The organism is Sulfuricurvum sp., from assembly GCF_028681615.1.
GTDB lineage: Bacteria > Campylobacterota > Campylobacteria > Campylobacterales > Sulfurimonadaceae > Sulfuricurvum.
Genome location: NZ_JAQUHV010000005.1, coordinates 41,302 through 62,640 on the forward strand (window position 1 = coordinate 41,302; position 21,339 = coordinate 62,640).

Below are 21,339 nucleotides of genomic sequence, written 5' to 3' on the forward strand. Positions count from 1 at the left end.
GTCATTATAAAGTCTTTATTCTTGGTTTTCTCCCAAATAGCTCTTATGAAGTTTTACTTTGCTCGCCAATTCTTGAACATTTCTCGTTTCAACCAACGGAATCGATTCTCTTTTTTGAAGAGTTTGAACCAAAACCTGCATTTGTGCTATCGCTTCTGCAGCCACCTGCTCCACACTCTGTCGTATTGAACGGTATTCTTGACGTTCATAGGATTCAAGCGTGACAATAAGTTCACTCAATTTGCCTTTAGCATCACTAAACTCATCATGCAGGGTTTCTGCAGAAGCGAAAAGTCGTGTAAGTGGTTTAAGCGAATCGGCAAGCTCTTTTGAATGAGACGTCATTTCTCGCATCTGCTTGGATGAGAGGACCATTTGCTGCATGATAAGCTCACTTTGTTCTCGTGTCCCCCGTAATAATGAATCATTTTCAAGTAATGAGGTTACAATAGATTCACTTTTTGAACCGAGTAATTGAATATGATGCGAAAAATCATGGATAATGCGATCCAGTTCTTTTTGCAAAACTGCAATGGTATGATCAGGAAGATGCTGACGGTTCATATGGGATACGAGGTCATGTAACTCTTTTAGCTGCGTATGCACCTCTTTTTGTTCATCACACGTGGTACGAGATACGTTTTTGAGCTGATTAAAATGATCTTGTTCCGCGACACGTAAAAGATCGATATGACGATGCACGACATTATCAAGACTCGGAAGTTCACTGAGAGTAAATTCTTCAAATTTTTCCATAGCACTTTGCTGTTTTGCTAAAAGGGATTCTATTTTGGAGACGAAGAGTTTTTGATTGGCTTGTATTGCATTTAGGTTATCGAGTTCTTCTTTAAAAACATTACGAATTTGATCATGGGTTGAGCTCTCCATTTGTGCCACAATATCTAACCGTTCGCCCAAAGTAGATAAAACGGATTCTATAGACCTTATTTCTTCATTCAATGAAGCAGATCGAAGCCGATCTTCATGCTTGTTGATGCTGGAAACTGTTTGACTCATAACACTCATAATGGAAGCCAGTATTACCCCTACACTTAACGGTAGAAGCGATTCTTTGAATATATTGATATCTGTCATACCGCTGAGAATAAAATGCAACAACCCGCCAATGATCCCTAGCGCCAGTACTACTGGGGTGTAATTGATTTTATTCGGATCTTTATAGACTGCAGTATGACGTAAAAATAAAAGTGACATCACAATTATGATAAAAAGTAAATCGATACTGATCATACTTTATCCTTTTTCACAAATAATTTTGAATAACGAGTCAGGCGTTGATGCAAAATAATCTCCGTTCCCATCAGTACTAAAGCCCCATGCAGCGAAGATACTGCGTATCCCTGCACGGGAAGCTGCTTCAATATCTTTGGAATTGTCACCTACCATCCAAGCATTATCCGTACCCGGACGATATCGGAAATGATTTAAATGGTGATTGAGCATTTGTGGATGGGGTTTTGGGCTTTCTACATTATCCGCACCGATTATATTCGTAAAAAAAATGTCCAATTCCAAATGCTTCAACATACGCTTTGCAAAAATACTTGGAGCATTCGTTGCAACACCCATTGCAACACCATGATCGTGTAGCGTTTTTAGTACATCATGAACGCCTTCGTATGCTACTACATTTTGAATGCATTGTTCAAAATAGTGTTCTTCAAAAAGATCACGGGCACATTGTTCATAAGTCTCTTTTTCATAAAATATCTCAGATAAATTTCGCTTCGGAGCATTAATGGCATCGACAACTTCTTGAACACTCAAAGGCTTAAGAGAATAGCACTGCGATCGGACATAATTGATAGACACGGTTATATCCAAACCCGAATCAATCAATGTACCGTCCATATCAAAAATCGCGATGCGTTGCATTTATTTCATTTTCTCATAAAGTTCAATGAGTGTTTGGACAAATAACGGATGATCGTTCGGACAACGGCAGACACGATACTCTTGATAGCCAAATTCATGAGCCACTTCAGCATATTCAATAGAAAGTTCGAAATCGGTTTCGGAATTATCAATCGTAAAAGCAATAGGGACGATAATGACTTTCTTATTGGTTAATGAATGTAATGTCGTCTCCAAAGACGGTTCCAACCACTTCATAGGTCCGACTTTAGACTGATACGCCAAATGAATACCGTTAAAGTCAAGCCAGTTATTTTTCAACATCTCTTCTATCAATCCAACATGCGCTACAACCTGACGCTGATACGGATCACCTTGATCAACGATTTTTTGTGGCAATCCATGGGCAGAAAACACAATATCAAATGATCCGGCATTATCAGATCCCAATGCTTCTTTAATGCGTTCGACAACACATCGATTATACGTTTCGCTGGAAAAGAAATGTTTAATTTCTGCAGTGATTACATGCCAGCCGATTTTATGAGCTGTTTGCTCAAAATCATCCAGCGATGATTGGGTCGTAGTACTCGAATATTGGGGATAAAGAGGTATTAGATATACTTTCTCAACACCCAGTTCTTGTAAACGTGTACACACTTCCATTGCCATAGGAGGTGTATATCGCATAACAAAATCAACAATAATATCTTCTCCTAGAGCCACATTCAGTTGATTTACCAAAGAGCGTGTAATATCAACGATAGGAGATTTTCCACCGATTTGACGATAAATATCTTGAGACTTTTCGGCACGTGTCAACGTAATCATTCCGGCTATAAATTTGCGCAACAAAGCACTTTTTGTCCGTATAATATAAGGGTCATTAAACATATTGTGCAAAAACATCTCTACTTCGTGAAGATTGTTTGGTCCACCCATATTTAACAGTACAATTGCTTCTCTCATCTGTGCTTGTTATCCATCTGTTTTTGAAGAAAGTGTACCATAACGAAGTGTTAAAATTTAGCATTATAAAAAAAAATAAAGCTTTTTAATCTATAATGACTACAACGCAGAAAAAAGAAGGAGGGTTAATGCTGATAAAACGAACAGTGCTATCACTGATTTTACTGACATTAACGGTTCAAGCAGAATCACAGAGGCGTGAACCGTCCCTCTTTTTAGAATATGAACGGGAACTAAAAAAAGTTAACGATTCAGCAAAAAATGATGATAACCCTTTTGAAAAAAACAATCAAACTTTAACAATAGCCAAACCAACTCCACCAACACCTCCGGTTGTCAAAGAGACAGTCTTAAAAAACACCACATTCGATCACGATTCTATCGGTAAAGATACCAACCCTTATCTAGTAATCGCCAAACCTTCTCCGATTGGTTCCAATACAGTTTGTCCCGATAATGCAAACATTGATGAACCGCCTAAAAATGCACCACAAAAGATCGCAGGAAATTTGAAAAATCTAAAAGACAAGATTCTTGCACGTGCAAAACTGTTTCTTGGCACACCCTATGGCTTTGGGGATAAATCAGGGGATCGTACCGACTGTTCCGGATTTACACAGCAGGTATTCCAACAATTTGGTATAGCACTACCCCATAGCGCTACAGAACAGGCGCATCTCGGTGAAAATGTCGACCCAAAAGATCTACAGGTCGGAGATCTGCTTTTTTACCGTACCTATAAATCCGATCCATCCCATGTAGCCATATATGCTGGAAACGGACAAATTATCCATGCTTCTTACGCCAGTCGAAAAGTTCAATATGATTCAATTGACAAAGGATATTACAAAGAGCGCTTTATGTATGCCAAGCGATTGGCTCTTAATACTCCACAATACGACGAATAAGAAAAAAAGATGTCCTCTTTTTATTCCATCCTTGATAAACACTGGCTCTGGAAAGAGGTTTATACAAAACTTTCCCTTTCCTCTCCGGCTTACTCTTACTGGAATGACAGCCGACATATAAAACTGAACCGCTATGTCTTTATCGAAAAGAATACTCTTCCTGAAAAATATGCACATATCGAAGAAGATTTAACCGACCTAGGCGGCTATCTTCCAACCCAATATGCAGCGACACAGCTTGGAATAGACAGCCATATTTTCGGCTATAAAAAAATGCGTCTTTACCATCAATTCGAATACAAGTTTGTCAACGATATCAAATTTGTGAACCTCAAACGTTTTTTTCTCGAAAACGGGATCAAAATCGGGAAACAAAGTTATGTCCATCTGGCACGTCTTGATGAGTTGATCATTACATCCGATTCACGCTTTTACCGGATTGATGACAACTATGGTGTTGTTGTTTACGACTGACGCTTTGCCCATCGAGGGAAAAAACGAGACGGAGACAAGATCGGATCCATCTCGAAACCATCTGCAATGAACTCTTTTAGTCTTTTTGCCAAATACGGCGCAAGAACAAATCCGTATCCGCCTGAACCGTTAATCATAGTTACGTTTGGATAATAGAGGTAATCAGTTGGATTTACTGCTTGACCATGACGTATATGGGGATATTTTGCCAATGTTGCATCCGCATTTACCAGATTGCCCAACATTGGGAGATAGTCGTTTGAGCCTGAACGCAAGCCGGTATAATCCGCAAGAACTATGATATTATTTAACATTAATGTTTTAGAGGCTTTTTCAAGAAGTATCTCTCTCCCCTGCACTAAATCATAAGGTTCCCCTGAAAACGGTGAATAGTGGACATCATGAGTCGCTCCGATAGCGACAATTCCTTCTTTGTTCGTCGGAGAGATCGAAACATGTTGGTGCAAAATACATGGAATATGTGTCGACGTTTCAATGTCGATTCGATGCCCCCAAATTCCTCGTAATCCAACATAATCGACAGGCAAGAGTTTCGGATAGGCACCGATCGATAGAACCAGATGTTTTGCATGTAGGTTGCCAACCTGCCAGAGTCCATTTTCATGTGTAATATGTTCTGCTTTGAAGCAATAAAAGTCGATTCCATCCACCATTGCCCGACACACGCCCTGAGCATCTACAATAGCACCCGTGTCAAAATAAATCGAAGCAGCATTTTGTGCTTCATCACTCAGTAAAGTCTGTATTTTATGGGGAATATTTGAGTGCTTTAAATGGGTATCACGAATGAAAGATTCAACTTTTTCACCCTCTTTCGGACTATTGGCGATGTGAAGGAGCGGTTTTACTAGGGTAAAATTTGGAAAATTTGTCGTATAAAAATCAAGTGCTTCAGTATGAGCTTCACTCATTATCTCTTTGAGTTCGCCCGCTTTGGAAATTTTAGGTGATATAAACGCCCCTGCCGCACCGCTACCGCCCGAAGCAATACCGTTTTGATCGATCAGAGCGACACGTAAACCGGCACGATGAAGCGTATAAGCGCTACAGCAGCCGTTTACCCCTGCACCGATGATGATGACATCATAAGGTGATGTTTTTAATGTCGGCAATCGAATAAATCTCTGCGTAGATCATTCCGACCAACGCTTTGCGGTTGGCACGGACACTCAAATCTTCGGCATTGACCATAACGTTGTCGAAGAAGGCATCCAAAGGTGCTTTGAGACCGAAGAGTGCATCCAAACGATCTTCGAGAGTTTCGTAGCTCGCAGAGATCGCTGAGGTTGCGGCAGCATAAAGATGGCGTTCCGCATCGTTTTCAAACAACGACTCATTGACACTGAACCCTTTGTCCATCGCTTCATCTTTGAGAATGTTGCTGACCCGTTTAAAGGTAGAAAATGCTTCGACAAATGAATCGGATGATGCAATGGTATTGACGGCACGGATTTTTTGATCAATTTCAAGAACATCGAGTTCTACATTTGCATCTTTGGCAACTACTGCTTGGATAATCGATGGATTAATACCGACATAGGCTCCTGCTAGTCGTTCAATTACAAATGTTTCAATATTCTTTTTGTACTCTTTCCCTTGCGGATAGAGATTGGTAAGCTGATCGATTAAATTGGAGAAATTCAGCGGAATTCGATATTCTACTGCGATTTTGATAATACCGTTAACAGCACGACGTAGGGCAAACGGGTCACGAGAACCTGTAGGAATTTCACCAATGCTGAACATGCCGATCAACGTATCAACTTTCATCGACATCGCAACAATCGCACTGAGCATGGTGCTTGGTAACGCACTTTCTTCTCCCGTAGGGAGGTATTGTTCTTTAATCGCAGTGGCTACTTCGGCACTTTCACCTAGAGCTAGTGCATAGTAATATCCCATAAGTCCCTGTAGCTCGGTAAACTCATAGACCATTTCAGACATCAAGTCGGCTTTTGCCAATTCCATTGCCCGTTCTAAATGATTAGGATTGATATTATCATATATCAAGTTTGCGATGGTCGATGCGACCACTTTTTCACGTTTGATTTTTTCCGCCAACGTCCCCAAACCGTTCATAAAGACGACTTTTTCCAATCCTGCAGTACTGAGCCCTTTTTTGAGGTCGTTTCGGTAGAAAAAGAGTGCATCGGAAAGGCGTGGACGAAGAACCCTCTCATTGCCTTCTATCACTTTTGAGAAATCATCACAAAGTGCATTTGAAACGACGACAAAAGCATTAATCAGCTTTCCGTCTTTGAAGACCGGGAAATAGCGCTGATGCTCTTTCATCGAGGTTATGATAACCTCAGGGGGCAGCTCAAGGAAACTCTCATCAAAACTGCCTAATAGCGGTGTCGGATGCTCGGTAATTGCAACGACTTCGTCCAAAAGATCTGCATCTACTTCGATGCTGATGCCATGGGCTTGTTCAAGTGCTGCGAATGTATCTAAAATGGTTTTACGACGCTCTTGCGGATAAAGTGTCACCGATCCCTCTTTAAGAAGATCGAAGTAGTGGTGGATAGAATCAACATTCTTCGCTCCAAAGTGGCTGATCCGGTGGACATACGTATGAGCAGATGAGCGAACATCGAAAAGTTCTACATCAACTACCTCATTATCCATCATAACGTTGACCCATCGGATCGGACGAATAAAGCTCTCATGCGAGGAACCCCAGCGCATTGATTTACCGAAGTTTAGACTTTTAATCCATTGCTCGATCATCTCACCTAAAATTTCACTGCTTGGTCTTCCTTCTACCGTGCGGCTAAAGAAAAGGACCTCTTTCCCTCCCTTTTCAGCACGTGATATTTGGTCGAATTCAACACCGCATTTTTTTGCAAAACCTAAAGCAGCAGGAGTCGGGACACCGTCTTTAATAGCGATCTCAACTGGTGCACCGTAAAACTCTTCGACACGGTCGTCTTGGGAAACTTTAAATTCCCGGTGCCACAGTACCAAACGACGCGGTGTATAATAGAATTCAAACTCCCCTAAAAGAGCATTTTTTTCAAGTACGGCAACCCATTTTTTCTCGATTTCAGAGAGTTCTTTGAGAAGGGGTACAGCGGGGAGTTCTTCAACACCGATTTCAATCAAAAGAGGTTTTAACATATTCACTTATCCATCAATCATTTTTAAAGCCCGATTTTACCCCGCTATTGGTTAAAAATCGCTGTTGCTTTGGAAAAAATTAATTAAGAGATAAAGTATCTCATTTAGGTGTAGTTAAAAGTTTTGAGGTGTACAATGTCTGAATTAATTTTAAAAACAAGGAATTCTCATGCCAACAATCAACCGTTACGTAGACATCAGTACTGTAGACCGCGAAGCAAAAAAAGACTACATTGACCGTCATTCACCGTTCATTCACTGTGCTTCAACTGCAAAAAAAGGTGAAAAATTTCCTGTTACTGTAAAAATGGGGAACGAATATTCTCACCCTGATGATTTCGATCACTTTATCGCGAACATTTCACTTTATAACGGTGAAACTCTACTCGCTCGTGCTGATTTTGTACCGGGAACACTAGGTAATGAAAAAAATCATGCGGAAGTAACTTTCAATATTGTTCCTATGGGTAAAAAATTAACTCTAATAGCACACGGTTACTGCACTAAACACGGTGTGTGGGAATCAACTCCAGTCGAAGTCGAAGTCGCTGAATAACGTTTAAAGCCCGACTTGTTCGGGCTTTTTAATCATCTATCTCATCATCACTCAGTAATATCTCATAAGCAACTCTCGCATCATTTACTTTAAAATCATATTGTTCCAGAATAGATTCAATTTCTTCAAATGGTTTCACCTCTTTCAACGTAAAAAGAGATCTGGCGCATTTTAAGGCAGCACATGCACGCGGATCTGTTGCTTCTTCAGGATTGAAAGAATAGTATAGTGAGTTCGTAAACATTTCATCAAAATTCCAATAATCGAATAATTTTCCGGCCAACTCATCACCTGATTTTCCAAAAAGATTTTTTTCTTCTATTAGGAGCTTATCGGGTTCATTTCCCGTAAATACATATGATATGTTATTCAGCATCAAAGCATATGAAGCAACCAAGCGCCCTATTTCTAAAATAAAAGTCAAACCGCCGAGAGATTGTAGAATGGAACGATGTTTTTTTACCAACCAGAGGTCCAGAAAACGTTGCTGCTTTTCCATAACTGAAAACCATTCGTGTATACTCATCCCATATGAACTCAAATCCGTATAGGGATGCGCTTTCAATGCAGCTGTGAGAGACATACCACGAATTGCAGCAATACCAAAGAGTGCAATCGCTTGTGAGATTGATGTAATCGGGTATCTAAAACCATGATAAGGAACATTGGAAAAACGTAAAATATCTGTATAAAGTATAGGATCTGATTCAATCACTTGAATAATTGCTTTTAAATCTATCTCTTCTACACTGCAAAGTAAATTTATTTTATTGATTGATTCCGGTAGAGGGGGAAAAGACTCTATCGAATAAAGTATATTATTGTCCACACACTTCCTTTTGTTTACTGGTTATCTAATATCGGTGATTTTAGCATTATTTTTTATCGAAAACTTCTTTTTCAAACTTTAATTTAATTTAATTTAATTAATTATAAAAATTATATAAGTAACATATTTAAGCAAACATAGAACAATTATTATTAAAGAATAAATAATAAAATGTTGAAATAAATTATTTTTTAGTCAAAAAAAGGTGTTGTGTGGATAAAAGATCCTGCTGTCTCTCTCTCGAAACATTGGAAGAGGATAAAATGCATGAAAGACGACGTGAATTTGAAATACTAGCGATGGCCATGGAACATGCGTCAGATAGTATGATTGTTACCGATCGACACAATAATATTATAAAAGTAAATAATTCCTTTTTAAAAACATTCGGCTACAGTGAACAAGACGTAATCGGGAAAAATACAAATTTTCTTTCGTCTGCAAAACATGATCCTTCTTTTTATAATCAAATGTGGAATACGCTGCTCAAAGAAAAGCACTGGAGTAGCGAAATATGGAATAAGCGGAAAAATGGTGCTGTTTTTCCTGCCTGGGTTAGTATTAGTGCTATTATGGATGAAAATAATAAAATACAAAATTATCTTGCAATCTTCACAGACCTAAGTGCTTTACGCGAAAGTCAAGAGAAAACATTAAAACTTGCCTACTATGATCAGCTTACAGGTCTGCCTAATAGACAAAAAATTGTCTCCGATATGGAAAAGAGAAATCCAGTTGTTTGTGTCATCTTTAATATTGATGATTTTAAAGAAATTAATGATTTTTACGGAATTGAGACAGGTGATAACATTCTAAATCAGGTAGGACAGTGGTTTTGTAAAATGAATTTTTTCCCCTACCGCATAAGCGGGGATGAATTTGCCGTTTTATTGTATGAGCATTTTACGTGGAGTGATTTACGAAATCGAATTACGGCTTTAATGTCATTATTGGAAGAAAAAGTCTTTTTTATTAAAAATGAAACGATTAATATACGTATGACGGTTGGAGCGGCGATTGGACATGGTAAATTATTGACCCGAGCCGATATTGCGTTAAACCGTGCAAAAAAGAATAAACTTTCTCTTGCGCTCTATGCAGAACATGAAAATATTGAAGAAACTTATCGTTCCAATATGAAAATGAGGACTGCTATTCGCAGCGCATTGGGAAAACATCGAATTATTTGCCATTATCAGCCGATTATTAATCTAATAACCGGAAATATCGACAAATATGAAACATTAGTTCGAATGATTGATAATGATGGCACTATTGTGCCTCCTTCAGCATTTTTGACTATTGCAAAAAAAACAAAGCTTTACCCTCAAATCACTCTTGAAGTTCTCAATCAATCATGTTCTCTTTTTTCCAAACGAAGTGAAGAGTTTTCCATAAATTTGTCAGATAGCGATATACGCGATCCTTTTATTGTCAAAGAGATCATCCATACCATCACTCAAACAGGTACTGCTTCACGGATCGTTTTTGAAATATTGGAATCAGAAGGTATAGAAAACTATGAAGAAGTTGTAGAATTTATTACTTCCGTGAAAGCACTGGGAGCAAAAATTGCTATTGATGATTTTGGAACAGGGTACTCCAATTTTGAGAATATTCTAAAATTGAACGTCGATTATATCAAAATTGATGGATCACTTATTCAAGGTATAACCGACAATTCAAGGCATCATATCGTTGTTGAAACGATTGTTAATTTTGCCCATAAAATCGGTGCTAAGACCATAGCCGAATTTGTAAGCAGCGAAGATATCTACACTGCGGTCAAAGAACTCGGGGTCGATTTTGCGCAAGGATACTTTACTGGTAAACCTGAAGAGATCGTTTCTTCATTGTAGAGCCCTTTATCTCCTTTTAACCGCTTCTTCTTTATACTCCTTATAAATTAATATGAAGTGAAATTCGTGGACTCTTTTCAAAATCTTGCTTTATTAGAAAACCTCTATCGTTTAAAATCATTGGGATATGCCTACATTGATCCAATTACTCCTAATATACAAGCCACTTCAAATACGCTTCCGGATTCTCTCAGTAGATTAGGAGAAAATATATCAAAATGCTATTTGTGCGATCTAAGCAAATCACGCAGACAAAGCATGATCGGTTACGGTAACCCGCGAGCCTCATTAATGTTTATTGATGCTTATGTTTCAGCTGCCGAAGATGAAGCGTCAGACTACTATGTCGGAAGATCCGGTGTTATGCTACGAGATATGATTGAAAAAGTGTTGAAATATCAAGTTGAAGATGTCTATTTTACGCATGCAGTTAAATGTAAGCCCTTTGGATTTCAAAGTCCTTCACAAAGCGAATGCAGCAGCTGCGCGCCATTTTTATCCAAACAAATAGAACTTATTAAACCCAGTATTATCGTGACACTTGGTTCAGATGCATATCAGATACTCACAGGTGATCTCGAAGATTTTGAGCGTGTTCGAGGAGAAATCATACCGTTTAGAGATTCTCTTTTGATCCCTATGTATCATCCGCTTTATCTTGTTCGTAATCCCTCTCTAAAAAAAGAGGCTTTACGAGATTTACAAACCATAAAGGGGCAATTATCATGATTCTAATGCGTATAATTTTGCTATCATCCCTACTCTTTTTTTACAGTTACGCCCGTACAATAATTATTCAAAAATCAACGGATACAACAAACTTTACTTCCGAATTTTCCACGACAGATAAAATGATCAATATCGCTGTTATTTCTGCACCCGGCGTCATTGGAAAATATACACAGTCTGTCTTTAACGTTTCAGAAGCAACTCTTATTGCTCTTAAAAATGATCACTTTCAACTTAAACGTTATGACATTCCCGATGAGTCAGCCGGTTCTCTTTCGCAAGCATTAGAAAAGATTCGGCAAGATGGGATGGATGCAATCGTTGCACCATTAACGTCCAGTGGTGCAAAAAATCTCATTACTATTCCTATTCATATTCCGGTTTACATACCGACTGTCCACAAACGTGATCTTCCTGATTCACCGGAAAATATTGTTTTTGGCGGAATTGATTATTCTGCCCAAATTGAAGCTCTCCTCCCGTACATGGGAAATTCAATTAGCATTTTTTATGATAATTCCAGTGTTGGGACACAACTAAAAACCTCTACAGAAGAAGTTTTTCTTGCCCATAAAAATGAAAAAAAGAGAGTTGCAAGTTATCCTATCGATATAAAGGGCGATAATATAGTCACTTATCTGGCAAAACCCTCTTTATTTAATAAGAGCAGTGTTATTATTCATATACCCGTAGTCAAAAGTGCTTTATTGGCGGCTCATATTACTTTTTCCAAAATAAAAGTGCACAACATACTTTCTACACAGATTAATGTCGATCCTACACTTTTAACCTTGACACAATATCAAGATCGAAAAAATATCATTTTAGCCAATTCTTTAATTGAGTTCCCTAATGATATCTATGAATCGAATGCATTGATGAATAATGATATTACGTTTGATTGGATCCAATATTCTACCAGTGTCGGTATCGATTATCTTATTGCTTCACTTAGTAATACCCCAAGAAAATATACCATGCGTATTATCAATTCTCAGGTCATATATCCTGTAGAACTACTACATGCAAAAGAATACGGTTTTGAACCATTTATCTCACACTGAGCCATTTTCACTCAAAAAAATTGGGATTTTTGCCCATTTATCCCATACGCAACGTACTCAAATTGAAAATATCGGGATCATCCGTTCTTACAGCGAAGGTGAGGTCATTTTTTATGAGGGAGATGAGAGCAGCTATTTTCATTTTCTCATAGATGGTGAGGTATCCGTCTATAAATCCTCTGCTTCATTGGATACGATCACGATTCACCATTTTCACGCACCTTCACTTATTGCAGAAGTTGCAACACTTAAACAAATCCCCTATCCTGCTTCGTGCGAGGCAAAACAAATTTCCGTTCTACTTAAAATTCCTCGAGATCCTTTTTTGCATCTTCTTCAGAATGATCCGTCTCTAAGCATTGCACTTATTTCTTCTCTGACTCAAAAAATTTCTGCATTAGAACTTGCTCTGCAACGTCACACAGCACCGAATGCAATTGCAAAAGTAGCACGTCTTATCCGTGATGATTTATTTGCTTTTAATCGCTTAAAGCAAATAGAAATAGCTCGACTTATTGGAATCACACCGGAAACCCTTTCTCGTATTCTTAAAAAACTAAAAATTGAAGGCGTCATCGCCCATACAAAATCCGAAGGAATTACTGTCCTTTCAGATGAAATACTAATCTCATACTGCGGATAATTATTTTCCTTTAAGAGAATGAGTGATAGAGTTAATCCAACTATCACTGAGGAGCATCCAAATGGGTAAAAGAGGTATTTCACTTCTTCGCGGGATCGAAGCACAAACAGTTTATGATCTTCTTAATAAAGCATATTGTGATGAGTGGCTTGCCTATTATCAATACTTCATTGAAGCCAAAGTGGTTAAAGGACTCATGAAAGATGCCGCCATTGTAGAACTTACGCAACATGCAGCCGATGAACTCCGTCATGCTACAATGGTTTGTGACCGCATTATACAGCTTGGAGGTACTCCGATTCTTCACCCTTCTGAGTGGCTTACGAACAGTAACTGCGGATATGATGCTCCTACCGAACCAGATGTACGCAAGGTATTGGAACAAGCAATCAAAGGAGAACAGTGCGCTATTGGTGTTTATTCTAATATTCTTGATATTACACGTGAAAAAGATACAATCACCTACGATCTTGTTTCACAAATCTTGGCGGATGAAGTGGGACACGAAGAAGATCTACAGGCTTTGTTCGATGATATCGAAGAGTTTATTGAACAATTTAAGAAATAATGATGATAAAACAAATATTCATTCTTCTCTTTGTAATGACAAGTTATATGCATGGTGCAGACATTTTAACATTAGTCAGTCTTCTTGATCGAAATGACACTGCAACATTTGAATCCCAAATACAGTCACTTCAAGATGCTAATTCAGTTCGGGAAGATAATAACAAAACCATTTTGATGTATGCAAGCTGGGTTGGCAATATGGATGCAGTCAAGTATCTTGTCGAGAAAGGTGCAGATGTTACTGCACAAGATATAGGTGGAGCTACGGCTTTGCATCTGGCCATATGGAAAGGATATACACCGATTGCTTTATACTTATTAGAAAAAGGTGCATCAGGACATATTATGAGCAAAGATGGATTAACTCCATTGGATATCGCAGGGATGCGGGGAAACAAAGAGGTTTCATCTGCTATTGAAAAAGCTACACTGAAATTAAAACCGCTTTTATAGCGCGATAACGGTGCAGCATGGCTTTATCCCTCGTGTTTAGAGGATTTGGCAAAAAAGGTATTTTCAAGTTCTTCCAGCCGCTCTAATTTCTGATAATGGCGAAGATTCAAAGATGCAAATTTATATCCTAAATAAATAATGATCGGCCATAACGAAAGCCAAAGCAGTGATTCGATGTATTCCATAGTCTGTCTCCTAATAACTAAACGGATCGTTTTTGATCTCTTCGTGAGTAACGGGACGTGCCATAGAATACCATACATATGCGATGTATCCTAATACAACCGGCACGAACAGCGATACGTACCCCATGACCATAAGCGTATAGCGGCTGGCTGAACTGTTGGCGGTCGTCAATGAACTGCTCAAATCAACATAGGAGGGATAAAAAGGGGCTCCCCCGATCCCGGTAGAGAGCAGCAGTGCAAATACCGTCAATACGGCACCTGATGCAGCGAACCAAAATCCTGTTTCTTTACCGCGAAATCCGCCGAAGAGAAACAAAAGCAATCCGATCACAAACGGAACCGATACACTGATCGGATGGTTCATAAAGGTATGGAAATAGCGGTTGGACTCAATCACGACTTTCCCCTGCAAAATATCGGCACCCAAAACTGAAAATATCCATACTGCATACGAGGCTAAAAAAACCAACGTGACCACGATCTCAGATTGTCTTTTTTTCTCCGTTATACGGAGTATTTCCGCCTCTTTTACGCTGTTAAGAATATAGAGCATCCCCAATATACGGGATATAAGAAGTACGCATATCCCGCCTAATACATTAAAAGGGACACTCAATGCCTCCAGCCCGCGAGTTGGCATTATCCAATGGGCAAGCTTGTCATTATCAAGAATAAACGGACTTCCTGAAAACATTGTAGAGATAATCACCCCGATTAAAAACGGGGCGAGGTAGCCGTTAATACTTAAAAATATTTCAAATATTTTTGCGCCGTAGACATTTCCTTTTTTGGTACGATACTCGTAGGAAACCGCTTGAATGATATAAACAAACAGCAGTGTCATCCATGCCGCATACGCTCCGCCGAAACTGACGGCATAAAAGAGGGGAAAAGCGGCGAAAATAGCTCCTCCGAATAAAACCAGTGTCGTAAAACCCAATTCCCATTTACGTCCGAAAACATTATACAGCAGTGTTTTATCCGTTTCATTCTTTCCTATCAACGGAATCAGAGCCTGCCCTCCCTGCACAAAAAGCATCATCGCCAAAAATCCGCCCAGTAATGAGACGATCCCCCACCAATAATTTTGCAGCCACAGCAGTTCCCATGTCTCAAACATGATCTTCTCCTTTTTCCATAATAAGAGGTCCATGTGCAATCGCCGCAACCATGATCTTAATTTCGGCAATCAATAAAGCGGTAAACAGTGCCGCAAACATCCAAAAAGTGATCTGCACACTCAGTGGATTTAACGCACTTACCCCTTTCATCGTCGGAAGAAGATCTTGAATCACCCAAGGCTGCCGCCCTACTTCGGCTACGATCCAACCTGCTTCACACGCTATAAACCCTAGCGGAATAGAAAACAATGTAACCCATAAGGCCCAGCGTGTATTGATGAGTTCATTGGTCATCGAAAGATAAAGGAGGACAAGAAACAATACGATGAAAAATGATCCCAATCCAACCATCAGGTGAAAACTGTAAAAGGTAAGAGCGATCGGAGGAACCGTCTGTTTCGGATCACTAAAGTGTCCGTACCCCATGTACGACTGATTCACATCAAATGCCGCAAGATGATCTGCCGCTTTTTCATTGTCGCCGGCTTTTTTAGCTTCATGATACTGTGCCAGGTTGGACAATGCTGATTGTCCCCGAGAAATTTTTTCGCCGGCACTCATCACATTGAATTTTTCATTACCTGCAATGAGATCGTTTATACCCGGGACAAACGCATTGATATCGTGGTATCCGAGTATGGAGAGTGCAAACGGAATTTGGATATCTCCAAAAAATTCGGGCTTGTCATCTCCGATCTCTTTATCCAAATTTAAAATCCCGAACGCTACGATTCCCGCACGTCCTTCTCCCGTATACAGCCCTTCCATAGCCGCCAGTTTCATAGGTTGTTTTTGGGCAACCTGATGCGCCGATTCATCACCGCTTAGCAGGAGAAATATTGATGCAAACAGACCGAATGATGCCGCGACAATGATACTTCTCCGGGCAAAATGCAATTCACGTCCCCGTATCAAAAACCATGCCGATACACCGACGACAAAAATAGCCGCCGTTACATACCCGCCGCCGATGGTATGCAGAAATTTTGCTACCGCGACAGGTGAAAAGATCACATCCCAAAAATTCCCCATCTCATACCGCATCGAATCGGGATTAAATATCATGCCCACAGGATGCTGCATCCACCCGTTTGCAACCAAAATCCATAAAGCGGAGAGGTTGGTTCCGATAGCTACCAACCATGATGAAAGAAGGTGGAATTTTTTCGAAACACGATTCCAGCCAAAAAACAATACGACAAAAAAAGTGGATTCAAGGAAAAAAGCAAAAATCCCCTCGATTGCCAACGGCGCACCGAAAATATCTCCGACGATCCATGAATAGGCTGCCCAATTAGTCCCGAATTCAAACTCCATGATAAGGCCGGTCGCAACGCCGATAACGAAATTAATTCCAAATAGTTTGACCCAGAACTTGGTTGTTGCAAGCCACTCTTCGTCGCCTGTTTTAACATATATTGTTTCCATGATGGCGACAAGAAAAGAGAGTCCAAGCGTAAGCGGGACAAACAAAAAATGGTAAATAGCGGTTAAAGCAAATTGCGCTCTTGACCAATCGACGAGTTCCATATCTATATCCTTATATCTGACGGTTATTTTGGAAGGGACAGTTTTTCAGCAATCACTGAAGAAGCGGTTTGGGGTGATGTCTTGTAAGGGTCGTCGTATAAAAAGTAAAACAGCGCCCAAATAAAAAGCAATTTAAAAGCAAAGACAAGCACAAGGCTGTTTTTCAACCGAAGATTTGCAAAAAAATCGTGATACATTTGGAAAATACCGTAACGTTTCATTACTGTGTTTCCTTAAAAACTCAAATCTGAATGACTATTCATAATCCGAATATTAACGACATAAAACTGTTATGTATCTTTCAGATTTATCTATACATGATTCTTCAATTTATTATAGGTTAATACTCAATTGCCAAGAGAAGCAGTCTGAAAGCTAGAATGTGCAGAAATCAAGAAATCGCCGAAGCGATCGAAAAAGCCGCTTTTAGAGTGCGGACAAAAAGGCTTTTTCTGAAGCCGGTATCTTTGCCATTTTCCCTGAAAAATCGATATACACGAGATCAATGAGCATCTCAAAAACTTTCTCATCTTCTCTGAAAATCTTCTGGGAAAGGGTAAAAGAAACATTTTTAATTTCGATCAACGATGTTTTAACCTCTAAAATATCTCCAAATTTCGCAGTTTTAAGATAATCCGCTTCGATGTGCTTGGCTACGAAATGCCCTCCGGCTAATATCGGAGAGCGCCCTGCATCAAAAAACAGCTGACTTCGCGCACGCTCGCAAAAGTTAAGATAATTAGAGTGATACACGACACCGCCCACATCGGTATCCTCGTAATAAACCCGTATTTTCATTCTTATTTAGATTTCTTAGATGCTTTCTTGGTCACAGCAGGTTTTGAATCTAATGTAGCCAAAATTTTCTTTGCTTCGTTTTCAACAGCCTGTTGTCGTAGCATATTCTCTAAGTAGCTTTTAGCCTCTTCAAAAGTAGCCGGGTGTTCCGGTTTGACTTCATCAAGAAGAATAACATCCCAAATGTCTTTACCTGTAGAAAGTTTGATATAACTTCCTGCTTCTTTGTCTTTTAAAGCAGTTTTTACCACTTCCGGGAGAGCTGATGAATTCACCCAACCGACATATCCCCCTTTTTGTTTCGTATTTTGATCAATACTGTTTGTTGATGCTAACGTTGTAAATAATTTGTCACGTTCATCTCCAGTTTTAGCTTTCAATTGATTGATCATGACATCAGCCAATGTCTCTTGCATAACTACGATGTGACGGATTTTATAACTTGCAGCAATATTTAGATCTTTGGCATCCTTATAAGCTTTTTGAAGTTCTTCGTCAGTAGGCTTTGTAGCTTCTGCAATACGTTTAGACCATAAATCAAGCGCAAGTGTTTCAGATATTTGGATGTACTCCGGATCATTTTTAAGTTGTACAACTAAAGCCTCGGCAAGTTTGATCCGTTGCGTGTATTCAGAAGTAATTTTTTGTTTTACTTCCTCCGGTGCCGTATCAAAATCAATATGCAGCGCTTGCGCTGAAAATTGTTTGATCTCATCCGGAGCAATTACATGCGCCTGTAATGACGATGTTAATAATAATGCGGTAACAACTGAACCGATAAAACGTTTGGACATAGAGTTTTCCTTCTTTTTTTATTCATATGACAATAAGTTTATCGAAGATTTGTAATAATTTAACCACTTTTTAAATTTATTTGCATTGAAAGATTAAGTATTCAAATCTATAATGTCAAAAATAAAAAATAATAGGAAAATCTTTGGATTTAAAACAAAAATTAATTGACTTCGGATGTGGACCAGAGTTTATCGATATCGCTTTAAAATATGAAAATCTTTTTCCCTCAGACCAAGATATTGAGTCTTTTATTGAATATGTAGAAACCGAGTATGCAAAAGTTGAAGCATTAGAAGAGATAAAGAACAGAGATAAAGAGATCGTCGACGCTTCTGGTATTTTTGAAGAATTTGAAGATGAAATATAAATTATAAAAAAAATGCTTTCAAAAAAATTTAAAAGTGATTATAAATAATAAAAATATTATCATCTAAAACTATAAATAGAAACCTACCGCGACTACTCTTATCGACAACTTAATTTCTTTAAATATTTAAATTCATCAAAAATTCACAAATGTATTCTAATATAACGGATAAATACCAAATAAAGGGGTCAATATGCGTCAAGAAAAAGTGATTATTTCATCGCTACTTGCATCATTGATGTTAATCGGATGCGGCGGCGGGGGTGGAGGCGGCAGCAGTACTACTTCTGTTTCAACTGCTACATTTATGGATTCTCCAGTATCCGGGTTAGAGTTTGAAAGTGCAACAGAGAGTGGGATAACTGATTCAAACGGTAATTTCATTTATCAAGAAGGTGAATCGGTTACCTTTCATATAGGTAATCTATACATTGGATCAGCAAAACCAACCAATGGAAAAATTACTCCACTGGATATTATTGGTACAACAGATTCTTCTAATGCTGATGTTGTTCGTATCCTACAGACGCTTCAAACGTTGGACAGTGATGGAGATCCAAGCAACGGGATTACTATTGATCCAGTAATGACATCTACTCTTGCAGCAGTTACAAAGCGAGTATATATTAAAAATTTGAGTGATACACAGGTTTTAGACACCATTGGAAAAACTGCCTTTTCTGTTGACTCGGCAACTGCTCAAAAAAATTTTACACCGAATGCACCATCTAATAAAGATAAAGGATATACTCATCTGCCAACAGATACCAATACAAGTACAGGAAGTGGAACAAGTACAGGAAGTGGAACAGTCAGTAACATCGGCAATACGGGTAAATACACATTAATAGCTTGGAATGATCTAGGTATGCACTGTATGGATGGTAAAGACTATTCTGTTTTCAGTATTCTTCCTCCATATAACAATCTCCATGCCCATCTCATTAATAAAGATCTTACGACAGGAAAAAATATTACATCAGGCGTAACACTTACATATGAAGCGGTTGCTGATACGACAGGATCAATCAATACGACAAGTGTAACAAAAACAAACTTTTGGAATTGGGTACTTGCTATTTTTGGCAGAAGACCGGCTGATAATCACGGTTTGAATCTTTCGGATCCAGCTGTATCGAATCCAACGCCGAATATGACACCAACGGCTATGAGTTATAACGCTTCAAAAGGCTGGTGGGAAGCAGAAGGTATTCCAATTACACCATATGATGACAAAGGGGTAAAAAACTATTATCCAATGGTCAAAGTTGTTGCAAAAGATAGCAGCGGAACTATCATAGCTACAACAAAAGCGGTCTTACCAGTATCCGATGAGATGAGTTGTGCTACATGTCATGCTTCCAATAGTGTAGCTGCGGCTAAACCAACTGCCGGATGGGTTAATAATACGACAAGTGTAGAAAAAGATTGGAAACAAAACATTCTTAAACTCCATGATGAAAAATTCCCGAATGCAATTGCAACCGCAAATATGGCTGCTTCATATACAAAAGGAACATTGTTGGATACAGCAAATGCAGGACAACCCGTTTTGTGTGCAGCATGTCATAAATCAAATGCATTACTAACTCCAGAAAAAACAGGAATTAAACCACTTACAGAAGCACTTCACAGTAAACATGCTAACGTGATTGATCCTACTACCGGTCTTTCTATGAACAACAGCACTAACCGTGATTCATGCTACAAATGTCATCCAGGCTCATCCACTAAATGTTTGCGCGGAGTAATGGGTAATTCAAAAAAATCAAACGGAACCAATGCAATCGACTGTCAAAGCTGTCATGGATCAATGAGCAATGTCGGAAAAACAGGACGTGAAGGTTGGCTAGACCAACCAAATTGCCAACAATGTCATGACCGTAATGGTACTTCAACATCAAACTTTGCACGCTTTACCAGTGTTTTTTCGAGTGGAACAACATTACGTACCATTGTAGATACAACGGGTCGTTTTGCAACAAATCCTAATACACCGGCAACCGGTTTCTCACTCTATCGATTTAGTAAAGGACATGGAAATCTCCAATGTGAAGCATGTCATGGTGCTACTCATGCCGAGTATCCAAGTTCTCATGCTAACGATAATGTACAAAGTATTGCTTTACAGGGTCATACAGGTACTATTGCCGAATGTACAACCTGTCATACTACCGTTCCGACTGGTACGTCAAACTTTGCCAAAGGTCCTCACGGAATGCACGTAGTCGGTCAAAATGCGGTAAGTGAACATAAAAATGCCGCTGAAAGTAATCGGGCAAGCTGTACGGTATGTCACGGTTCCGATTATCGTGGAAGTATTTTATCAGCCACCTCTCAAGCACGTACGTTAACCGTTGAACACGGTACAAAAACATTTGCTGCAAAACATCAAGTGAGCTGTTACGACTGCCACAATGGACCGAATCCTTAATATCTAGATTTTGGCTTTCCGTATTGTGAAAGCCAA

23 protein-coding genes are annotated in these 21,339 nt (G+C 39.1%); 11 read left to right on the plus strand and 12 right to left on the minus strand.

Annotated features, from left to right (window positions below; all coding sequences use genetic code 11):
- Nucleotides 1–15 precede the first annotated feature (15 nt).
- The 3 genes from PHE37_RS07240 to hemH are packed head-to-tail and all read right to left on the minus strand — an operon-like array spanning nt 16 to nt 2,844.
- A complete protein-coding gene (locus PHE37_RS07240; RefSeq protein ID WP_299995779.1) occupies nt 16–1,251 on the minus strand; it encodes a hypothetical protein in 1,236 nt (411 codons plus the stop codon).
- Nucleotides 1,252–1,254: 3 nt separating this feature from the next.
- Nucleotides 1,255–1,896 (minus strand): HAD family hydrolase, encoded by a 642-nt coding sequence (locus PHE37_RS07245; RefSeq protein ID WP_300008351.1) that lies wholly within the window; start codon nt 1,894–1,896, stop codon nt 1,255–1,257.
- Nucleotides 1,897–2,844: a ferrochelatase gene (hemH, locus tag PHE37_RS07250; RefSeq protein WP_299995776.1), complete on the minus strand. Its 948-nt coding sequence runs from the start codon at nt 2,842–2,844 to the stop codon at nt 1,897–1,899.
- Nucleotides 2,845–2,972: 128 nt separating this feature from the next.
- Between hemH and PHE37_RS07255 the strand changes: the two genes are divergently transcribed.
- Both PHE37_RS07255 and PHE37_RS07260 read left to right on the plus strand, forming a co-directional pair.
- A complete protein-coding gene (locus PHE37_RS07255; protein WP_299995774.1) occupies nt 2,973–3,752 on the plus strand; it encodes a C40 family peptidase in 780 nt (259 codons plus the stop codon).
- A 9-nt stretch (nt 3,753–3,761) separates the two neighbouring features.
- Nucleotides 3,762–4,226 (plus strand): hypothetical protein, encoded by a 465-nt coding sequence (locus tag PHE37_RS07260; protein ID WP_299995772.1) that lies wholly within the window; start codon nt 3,762–3,764, stop codon nt 4,224–4,226.
- On the opposite strand, the gene PHE37_RS07265 is transcribed toward PHE37_RS07260, so the two are convergent.
- Nucleotides 4,217–5,359, minus strand: coding sequence for an FAD-binding oxidoreductase (locus tag PHE37_RS07265; protein ID WP_300008353.1), 1,143 nt, complete (start codon nt 5,357–5,359; stop codon nt 4,217–4,219). The two genes, PHE37_RS07260 and PHE37_RS07265, sit on opposite strands and share 10 nt — an antisense overlap.
- Nucleotides 5,331–7,367 (minus strand): glycine--tRNA ligase subunit beta, encoded by a 2,037-nt coding sequence (glyS, locus tag PHE37_RS07270; protein WP_299996037.1) that lies wholly within the window; start codon nt 7,365–7,367, stop codon nt 5,331–5,333. The genes PHE37_RS07265 and glyS overlap by 29 nt, the downstream gene beginning before the upstream one ends.
- Before the next feature lie 169 nt (nt 7,368–7,536).
- Here glyS and PHE37_RS07275 point away from each other — a divergent pair, with 169 nt between their 5' ends.
- Nucleotides 7,537–7,923: a class II SORL domain-containing protein gene (locus PHE37_RS07275; protein WP_299996035.1), complete on the plus strand. Its 387-nt coding sequence runs from the start codon at nt 7,537–7,539 to the stop codon at nt 7,921–7,923.
- Nucleotides 7,924–7,951: 28 nt separating this feature from the next.
- Here PHE37_RS07275 and PHE37_RS07280 read toward each other — a convergent pair whose 3' ends face one another.
- Complete coding sequence (locus tag PHE37_RS07280; protein ID WP_299996033.1) at nt 7,952–8,752, minus strand: HDOD domain-containing protein; 801 nt, start codon at nt 8,750–8,752, stop codon at nt 7,952–7,954.
- 212 nt (nt 8,753–8,964) lie between these two features.
- Between PHE37_RS07280 and PHE37_RS07285 the strand changes: the two genes are divergently transcribed.
- The 6 genes from PHE37_RS07285 to PHE37_RS07310 all read left to right on the plus strand — a co-directional run bounded on the left by PHE37_RS07285 (nt 8,965) and on the right by PHE37_RS07310 (nt 14,070).
- On the plus strand, nt 8,965–10,611 hold the full coding sequence (locus tag PHE37_RS07285) for a bifunctional diguanylate cyclase/phosphodiesterase (RefSeq protein ID WP_299996031.1): 1,647 nt from the start codon (nt 8,965–8,967) through the stop codon (nt 10,609–10,611).
- Nucleotides 10,612–10,677: 66 nt separating this feature from the next.
- Nucleotides 10,678–11,340 carry a uracil-DNA glycosylase gene (locus PHE37_RS07290; RefSeq protein WP_299996029.1) on the plus strand — a complete coding sequence of 221 codons (663 nt, stop codon included), beginning with the start codon at nt 10,678–10,680 and terminating at the stop codon, nt 11,338–11,340.
- The gene (locus PHE37_RS07295) at nt 11,337–12,404 is read left to right on the plus strand and encodes a hypothetical protein (RefSeq protein WP_299996027.1); all 1,068 of its coding nucleotides are present in this window, start codon (nt 11,337–11,339) and stop codon (nt 12,402–12,404) included. The genes PHE37_RS07290 and PHE37_RS07295 overlap by 4 nt, the downstream gene beginning before the upstream one ends.
- Nucleotides 12,382–13,047, plus strand: a complete 666-nt coding sequence (locus PHE37_RS07300; RefSeq protein ID WP_299996025.1) for a Crp/Fnr family transcriptional regulator — start codon at nt 12,382–12,384, stop codon at nt 13,045–13,047. Before PHE37_RS07295 ends, PHE37_RS07300 begins: the two co-directional genes overlap by 23 nt.
- 61 nt (nt 13,048–13,108) lie before the next feature.
- Nucleotides 13,109–13,615 (plus strand): ferritin-like domain-containing protein, encoded by a 507-nt coding sequence (locus PHE37_RS07305; protein WP_299996022.1) that lies wholly within the window; start codon nt 13,109–13,111, stop codon nt 13,613–13,615.
- Nucleotides 13,616–13,617: 2 nt separating this feature from the next.
- Nucleotides 13,618–14,070, plus strand: a complete 453-nt coding sequence (locus PHE37_RS07310) for an ankyrin repeat domain-containing protein (RefSeq protein ID WP_299996020.1) — start codon at nt 13,618–13,620, stop codon at nt 14,068–14,070.
- A 23-nt stretch (nt 14,071–14,093) separates the two neighbouring features.
- On the opposite strand, the gene PHE37_RS07315 is transcribed toward PHE37_RS07310, so the two are convergent.
- The 6 genes from PHE37_RS07315 to PHE37_RS07340 all read right to left on the minus strand — a co-directional run bounded on the left by PHE37_RS07315 (nt 14,094) and on the right by PHE37_RS07340 (nt 18,501).
- Nucleotides 14,094–14,255 carry a hypothetical protein gene (locus PHE37_RS07315; protein WP_299996018.1) on the minus strand — a complete coding sequence of 54 codons (162 nt, stop codon included), beginning with the start codon at nt 14,253–14,255 and terminating at the stop codon, nt 14,094–14,096.
- 10 nt (nt 14,256–14,265) lie between these two features.
- Nucleotides 14,266–15,378 carry a cytochrome d ubiquinol oxidase subunit II gene (gene cydB / locus PHE37_RS07320; protein ID WP_299996016.1) on the minus strand — a complete coding sequence of 371 codons (1,113 nt, stop codon included), beginning with the start codon at nt 15,376–15,378 and terminating at the stop codon, nt 14,266–14,268.
- Complete coding sequence (locus PHE37_RS07325; RefSeq protein ID WP_299996014.1) at nt 15,371–16,909, minus strand: cytochrome ubiquinol oxidase subunit I; 1,539 nt, start codon at nt 16,907–16,909, stop codon at nt 15,371–15,373. Before PHE37_RS07325 ends, cydB begins: the two co-directional genes overlap by 8 nt.
- A gap of 23 nt (nt 16,910–16,932) precedes the next feature.
- Nucleotides 16,933–17,130, minus strand: a complete 198-nt coding sequence (locus PHE37_RS07330) for a hypothetical protein (protein ID WP_299996012.1) — start codon at nt 17,128–17,130, stop codon at nt 16,933–16,935.
- 205 nt (nt 17,131–17,335) lie between these two features.
- Entirely contained in the window at nt 17,336–17,707 is a 372-nt protein-coding gene (locus tag PHE37_RS07335; protein WP_299996010.1) for a YbgC/FadM family acyl-CoA thioesterase, read from the minus strand.
- A 2-nt stretch (nt 17,708–17,709) separates the two neighbouring features.
- Nucleotides 17,710–18,501 carry a peptidyl-prolyl cis-trans isomerase gene (locus PHE37_RS07340; RefSeq protein WP_299996008.1) on the minus strand — a complete coding sequence of 264 codons (792 nt, stop codon included), beginning with the start codon at nt 18,499–18,501 and terminating at the stop codon, nt 17,710–17,712.
- Between the two features lie 143 nt (nt 18,502–18,644).
- On the opposite strand from PHE37_RS07340, the gene PHE37_RS07345 reads away from it, so the two are divergent.
- Both PHE37_RS07345 and PHE37_RS07350 read left to right on the plus strand, forming a co-directional pair.
- Nucleotides 18,645–18,869: a hypothetical protein gene (locus PHE37_RS07345; RefSeq protein ID WP_299996006.1), complete on the plus strand. Its 225-nt coding sequence runs from the start codon at nt 18,645–18,647 to the stop codon at nt 18,867–18,869.
- Nucleotides 18,870–19,062: 193 nt separating this feature from the next.
- Nucleotides 19,063–21,303, plus strand: a complete 2,241-nt coding sequence (locus tag PHE37_RS07350; protein ID WP_300008355.1) for a multiheme c-type cytochrome — start codon at nt 19,063–19,065, stop codon at nt 21,301–21,303.
- Nucleotides 21,304–21,339 lie beyond the last annotated feature (36 nt).

Coding starts and splice junctions, on each gene's coding strand:
- PHE37_RS07240 (WP_299995779.1), bottom strand. CDS start 1,251: ATGATCAGTATCGATTTACTTTTTATCATAATTGTGATGTCACTTTTA.
- PHE37_RS07245 (WP_300008351.1), bottom strand. CDS start 1,896: ATGCAACGCATCGCGATTTTTGATATGGACGGTACATTGATTGATTCG.
- hemH (WP_299995776.1), bottom strand. CDS start 2,844: ATGAGAGAAGCAATTGTACTGTTAAATATGGGTGGACCAAACAATCTT.
- PHE37_RS07255 (WP_299995774.1), top strand. CDS start 2,973: ATGCTGATAAAACGAACAGTGCTATCACTGATTTTACTGACATTAACG.
- PHE37_RS07260 (WP_299995772.1), top strand. CDS start 3,762: ATGTCCTCTTTTTATTCCATCCTTGATAAACACTGGCTCTGGAAAGAG.
- glyS (WP_299996037.1), bottom strand. CDS start 7,367: ATGTTAAAACCTCTTTTGATTGAAATCGGTGTTGAAGAACTCCCCGCT.
- PHE37_RS07275 (WP_299996035.1), top strand. CDS start 7,537: ATGCCAACAATCAACCGTTACGTAGACATCAGTACTGTAGACCGCGAA.
- PHE37_RS07295 (WP_299996027.1), top strand. CDS start 11,337: ATGATTCTAATGCGTATAATTTTGCTATCATCCCTACTCTTTTTTTAC.
- PHE37_RS07305 (WP_299996022.1), top strand. CDS start 13,109: ATGGGTAAAAGAGGTATTTCACTTCTTCGCGGGATCGAAGCACAAACA.
- PHE37_RS07310 (WP_299996020.1), top strand. CDS start 13,618: ATGATAAAACAAATATTCATTCTTCTCTTTGTAATGACAAGTTATATG.
- PHE37_RS07315 (WP_299996018.1), bottom strand. CDS start 14,255: ATGGAATACATCGAATCACTGCTTTGGCTTTCGTTATGGCCGATCATT.
- cydB (WP_299996016.1), bottom strand. CDS start 15,378: ATGTTTGAGACATGGGAACTGCTGTGGCTGCAAAATTATTGGTGGGGG.
- PHE37_RS07325 (WP_299996014.1), bottom strand. CDS start 16,909: ATGGAACTCGTCGATTGGTCAAGAGCGCAATTTGCTTTAACCGCTATT.
- PHE37_RS07330 (WP_299996012.1), bottom strand. CDS start 17,130: ATGAAACGTTACGGTATTTTCCAAATGTATCACGATTTTTTTGCAAAT.
- PHE37_RS07335 (WP_299996010.1), bottom strand. CDS start 17,707: ATGAAAATACGGGTTTATTACGAGGATACCGATGTGGGCGGTGTCGTG.
- PHE37_RS07340 (WP_299996008.1), bottom strand. CDS start 18,501: ATGTCCAAACGTTTTATCGGTTCAGTTGTTACCGCATTATTATTAACA.
- PHE37_RS07350 (WP_300008355.1), top strand. CDS start 19,063: ATGCGTCAAGAAAAAGTGATTATTTCATCGCTACTTGCATCATTGATG.